General features: G+C 72.0%; 4 protein-coding genes. 1 reads left to right on the forward strand and 3 read right to left on the reverse strand.

All coding sequences use genetic code 11. The annotated features are described in order from the left end of the window. Positions 1–44: 44 nt before the first annotated feature. On the forward strand, positions 45–1,025 hold the full coding sequence (locus K8556_RS12285; protein ID WP_223740240.1) for an aldo/keto reductase: 981 nt from the start codon (positions 45–47) through the stop codon (positions 1,023–1,025). A 25-nt stretch (positions 1,026–1,050) separates the two neighbouring features. Here the strand turns inward: K8556_RS12285 and K8556_RS12290 are convergent, their stop codons facing one another. The 3 genes from K8556_RS12290 to K8556_RS12300 all read right to left on the reverse strand — a co-directional run bounded on the left by K8556_RS12290 (position 1,051) and on the right by K8556_RS12300 (position 4,089). After that, on the reverse strand, positions 1,051–2,019 hold the full coding sequence (locus K8556_RS12290) for an FHA domain-containing protein (RefSeq protein ID WP_223740241.1): 969 nt from the start codon (positions 2,017–2,019) through the stop codon (positions 1,051–1,053). Beyond that, a complete protein-coding gene (locus K8556_RS12295) occupies positions 2,007–3,353 on the reverse strand; it encodes a serine protease (protein WP_223740242.1) in 1,347 nt (448 codons plus the stop codon). Before K8556_RS12295 ends, K8556_RS12290 begins: the two co-directional genes overlap by 13 nt. A 67-nt stretch (positions 3,354–3,420) precedes the next feature. Continuing rightward, positions 3,421–4,089: a hypothetical protein gene (locus K8556_RS12300; RefSeq protein WP_223740243.1), complete on the reverse strand. Its 669-nt coding sequence runs from the start codon at positions 4,087–4,089 to the stop codon at positions 3,421–3,423. Positions 4,090–4,143 lie beyond the last annotated feature (54 nt).

Below are 4,143 nucleotides of genomic sequence, written 5' to 3' on the forward strand. Positions count from 1 at the left end.
TCTTTTGCGAACATCCCTGGCACTCAAGCCGAAGGAGCGGACCCATGAAGTACACGAACCTGGGACACACGGGCCTGCGGGTCTCCCGCATCTGCCTGGGCTGCATGAGCTACGGCACCCCGAAGTGGCGCCCGTGGGTGCTGGACGAAGAGGCGGCGCAGCCCTTCTTCCGCCGCGCGGTGGAGCTGGGTGTCACCTTCTTCGACACCGCGAACATGTACTCGGACGGCGTCAGCGAGGAGGTGACGGGCCGCGCGCTGCGCAAGTACGCGAAGCTGGACGAGGTGGTGCTGGCCACGAAGGTCTACTTCCCCATGGGCAGCGGCCAGAACGAGCGCGGCCTGTCGCGCAAGGCCATCACCCAGGCGTGCGAGGCGAGCCTCAGGCGGCTGGGCGTGGAGACCATCGACCTCTATCAAATCCACCGGATGGACCCGAACACGCCCATCGAGGAGACGCTGTCCGCGCTGGATCAGCTCGTGCGCCAGGGCAAGGTGCGCTACCTGGGCGCGAGCTCCGCGTACGCGTGGCAGTTCATGCGCGCGCTCAGCGTGTCCGAGCGCAACGGCTGGGCGCGCTTCGTGTCCATGCAGAACCACTACAACCTCGTCTACCGCGAGGAGGAGCGGGAGATGCTGCCCCTCTGCGAGGCGGAGGGCGTGGGCGTCATCCCGTGGTCGCCGCTCGCGCGGGGGCTGCTGGCCGGCTCACGCAAGTCGCTGGACGACAAGGAGGCCACGACGCGCGCGGGCTCCGACACGCTGTCGCCCATGCTCTACAACCAGCCCGGGGACTGGGACGTGGTGGAGGCGGTGAAGCAGGTGGCGGAAGGACGCAAGGCCCCGCCCGCGCAGGTGGCGCTGGCGTGGCTGTTGTCCAAGCCCGTCGTCACGGCGCCCATCATCGGCGCGACGAAGCCCGCGCACCTGGAGGACGCGGTGAAGGCCATGAGCCTCAAGCTCACGCCCGAGGAGGTGAAGGCGCTGGAGGCCCCCTACAAGCCGCACGCGGTGCGCGGCCTGTAGGCGGCGGCCAGGGGTGGACGCGCCTTCAGCGCTCCTTCACGAGCGCGTCCACCTTCTTCTCCAGCGGCTGCACGTCCTCGAAGAACGAGTCCATGGAGTGCGCCGGGGCCACGCGCAGCACCGGCGGCAGGAGCGAGCGGGGGAACTCCAGCGCCTCGCTGAAGGGCTCGTTGCCCAGCAACTCCGACACGTTGGTCAGCGCCAGCACGCCCAGCGACGCGATGACGAGCCCGCGCACCAGCCGCTTCGAGCTCCAGCGCGTCACGTAGCGCAGGTGCCAGTAGAGCCCCCACCCCACCAGCCCTAGCACCCCCAGCGTGCGCACGAAGCCCAGCCACGCGCCCAGCGAGAAGCTGAAGCTCAACAGCGCGAACAGGGGCGGCGACACCGCGAAGCCCAGCAGCAGCAGCGCGCCAAGGGTGGCGTGCACGCGGAAGTGGAAGCTGCGCCGGGCGATGCGGCTCGCCAGCGACCAGCCTCCGGCCCACAAGAGCGCCAGTCCCAGCGGCAGCACGCTGGACAACAGCAGGTCACCCCAGTCCGTCTTCCCGAACTGGGTCACCCGCTCGGAGATGAAGGACATGACCACCAGCGCCTGCATCGCCAGCGCGAAGGCGCGGGGGCGCTCGAAGAGGCGCTCCCGTGGCGCGGCGGAGGCTTCGTTGACGACGGTGTCCTCCACCACGAAGTTGCGCGGGCGGAAGCGCAGCACCGTGTCTCCCACGGACACGCGCGTGTCCGGGGTGAGCACCCGCTCCTTCAGCGCCGCCCAGGGATCCACGCTGAAGGTGCCGTTGACGCTGCCCACGTCGTGCAGCACCACCGCGCCGTCCTCGCGCCGCTCCAGGCGCAGGTGCTCGGCGGAGACCTTCGGGTCGTCCAGGATGACGTCGTTGGCGTAGCCGCGCCCCACCGTCACCGGGAACCGGTCCAGCTTGTGCCGCGCCTGGACGGCGTCCCCTTCCAGCACCTCCAGGAAGATCACTTCGTCCACGACAGGCCCTCCAGGTAGCGGCGCGCCAGCTTGCGCGCGTTCTCCGCGGAGAAGCCGCCCAGCGTGAGGCTGGTGTCCACGCCGTGCGTGGTCGCGTTCAGCGTGGCCGCGCGCAGCACCAGGTCGTAGAGGCCCGGGAAGCGGCGGTAGGCGCGCAGGCAGATGGCGGCGCGCACCGTGAGGCCCTTCACGTCCACGAACTCCGACTTGCAGCGGAAGTTGGTGACGTCCTCGCGCGTGGCCGCCACCGCGTCCGGGTCCTGGGAGAAGAGCGTGCTGTAGAGCGCGGAGAAGCGCATGGCGCCCAGCTTCTGGCTCTCCACGTGCTGGTGCAGGTATGCCACCACGCCCGTGCGGTGGCTGGAGGACAGGAAGATGTCCTCCTCGGAGGAGCACTGGTAGCTCGTGACCGTGTAGGGCGTCTCCGGATCATGCGGCGTGTCGCCCCAGCACTTGAGGAAGGGGCTCCAGCGGCCGGGGACGCGGTACTCGCCCAGCGACTGCTTCGGCAGGTCCGTGGCCATCAGCCGGTCGGTGATGCGCTGCTGGTTGGCCAGCAACTGCTCCTTCACGGACGTCATCAGCGCGGCCGGGTCCGGCGGAGCGCCCTGCTCCAGCGCCCGGTCCAGCAGCGCCCGCGCGCGGGCCACCGGCACCAGGAAGCCCACCTGGTTGCCCATGGTGGCCACGTTGACGCCCACGACGCCGCCCTCGCCGCTGAGCGTGGGCCCGCCGCTCATGCCGGGGTTGATGGCGCCGGTGAAGTGCACGCGCTCGTAGAGGGCGTCGCGCACCAGGCCGTTGTAGGTGCCCTCCACGATGGTGGTGCCCAGGTCGCGCGGGTTGCCCATGGCGAACAGGCGCGTGCCCTGCGGCGGTTCATGCTCCTCCAGCTTGAAGAAGTCGCTGACGGGCGAGTCCACCTGGATGACGGCCAGGTCGCTGGCCACGTCCACCGCGAGCAGGCGCACCGGCACCGTCGCGTCGCCGCGATCCAGCTCCGCGGTGTAGTCCTCCGGGTGGAGCACCAGGTCGGAGACGACGTGGTAGTTCGTGAGGGCGTGGCCCTTCGCGCTGACGAAGAACGCGGAGCCGATGGAGGACTTCGTCCCGGAGCGGCGCTCGATGATGCGCACCTGCGCGACGCGGCCCTGGATGCGGCGGAACAGCTCGTGCGTGGCGGGAGGCAGCGACGCCACCGGCAGGGGCGGCACCACCGCGTCCGCGACGCCGGCGTCCGGCACCGGGAGGACCGGCGGGGCCGGGGACGCCGAAGGCTCCGGCGGGGCCGAGGGCCCCTGCGCGAGCACGGCGACAAGGAGAAGGGAGAACATGGGCGGCGGCACCGTATCCCACCGCGAGCCCCACCGGGGGACGCCTTGGCCCTGCTGCCAGGCCGCGCTACGGACCGGCCGGCTCCTCCCCCTGCCGGCGGCGGCGCCACGCCGCGTACGACACCACCAGGGCCCCGGCCAGGGTGCCCGCCAGCGCCCCCGCGAGCCGCCGGGAGACGACGCCCGCCACCGGGGCCTCCATGCGGAAGGTCTCCAGTGACGCGCGCACCCCGGGGGCCAGGGCGTCCCAGCGGGCGGCGGGCGCGCTGACCGTCACCACGGCGTGCCGGCCCTCGGAGGCCAGCCCCGTCACCAGCACCGTGCGCACCTGCCCCGCCTCGCGGAGCGTCCCCAGCACCTCCACCCGGGGCACGGGCCCGCCCACGCGGTCTACCCGCTCCGGCGTCAGCGCCACGCCCAGCTCCCGTTGGAAGTGCTGGACCACGGCGGTGGAGAACGCATCGCGCTCCGAGGGGCTGGCGGAGAAGCCCCCGTCCACCACGGCGATGAGGAACGTGGCCGCGTCCGGGCCCTCCCCATCCGCCAGCGCCGCGGACAGGCCGCGCGTGCGCACGCCGTCCTCCGACACCGCGCCCACCTGCGAGCCGGTGTAGCGCTCCCAGCGCGTCATGCGGAACGTGTCCGGAGGCCGGAAGCTGTAGCCGTCCCGCCGCAGCTCCGTGCCGAGCGCGCCGGACAGCGACAACCACACACCGGTGAGGACGGGCAGGAGCACGGGCCCCGAGGATAACCCCGAAGCCCGCGCCACGCCCGCTCCCCTGCCCCGCCG

It is taken from the genome of Corallococcus sp. AS-1-12 (assembly GCF_020036995.1).
Classification (GTDB): Bacteria; Myxococcota; Myxococcia; order Myxococcales; family Myxococcaceae; genus Corallococcus.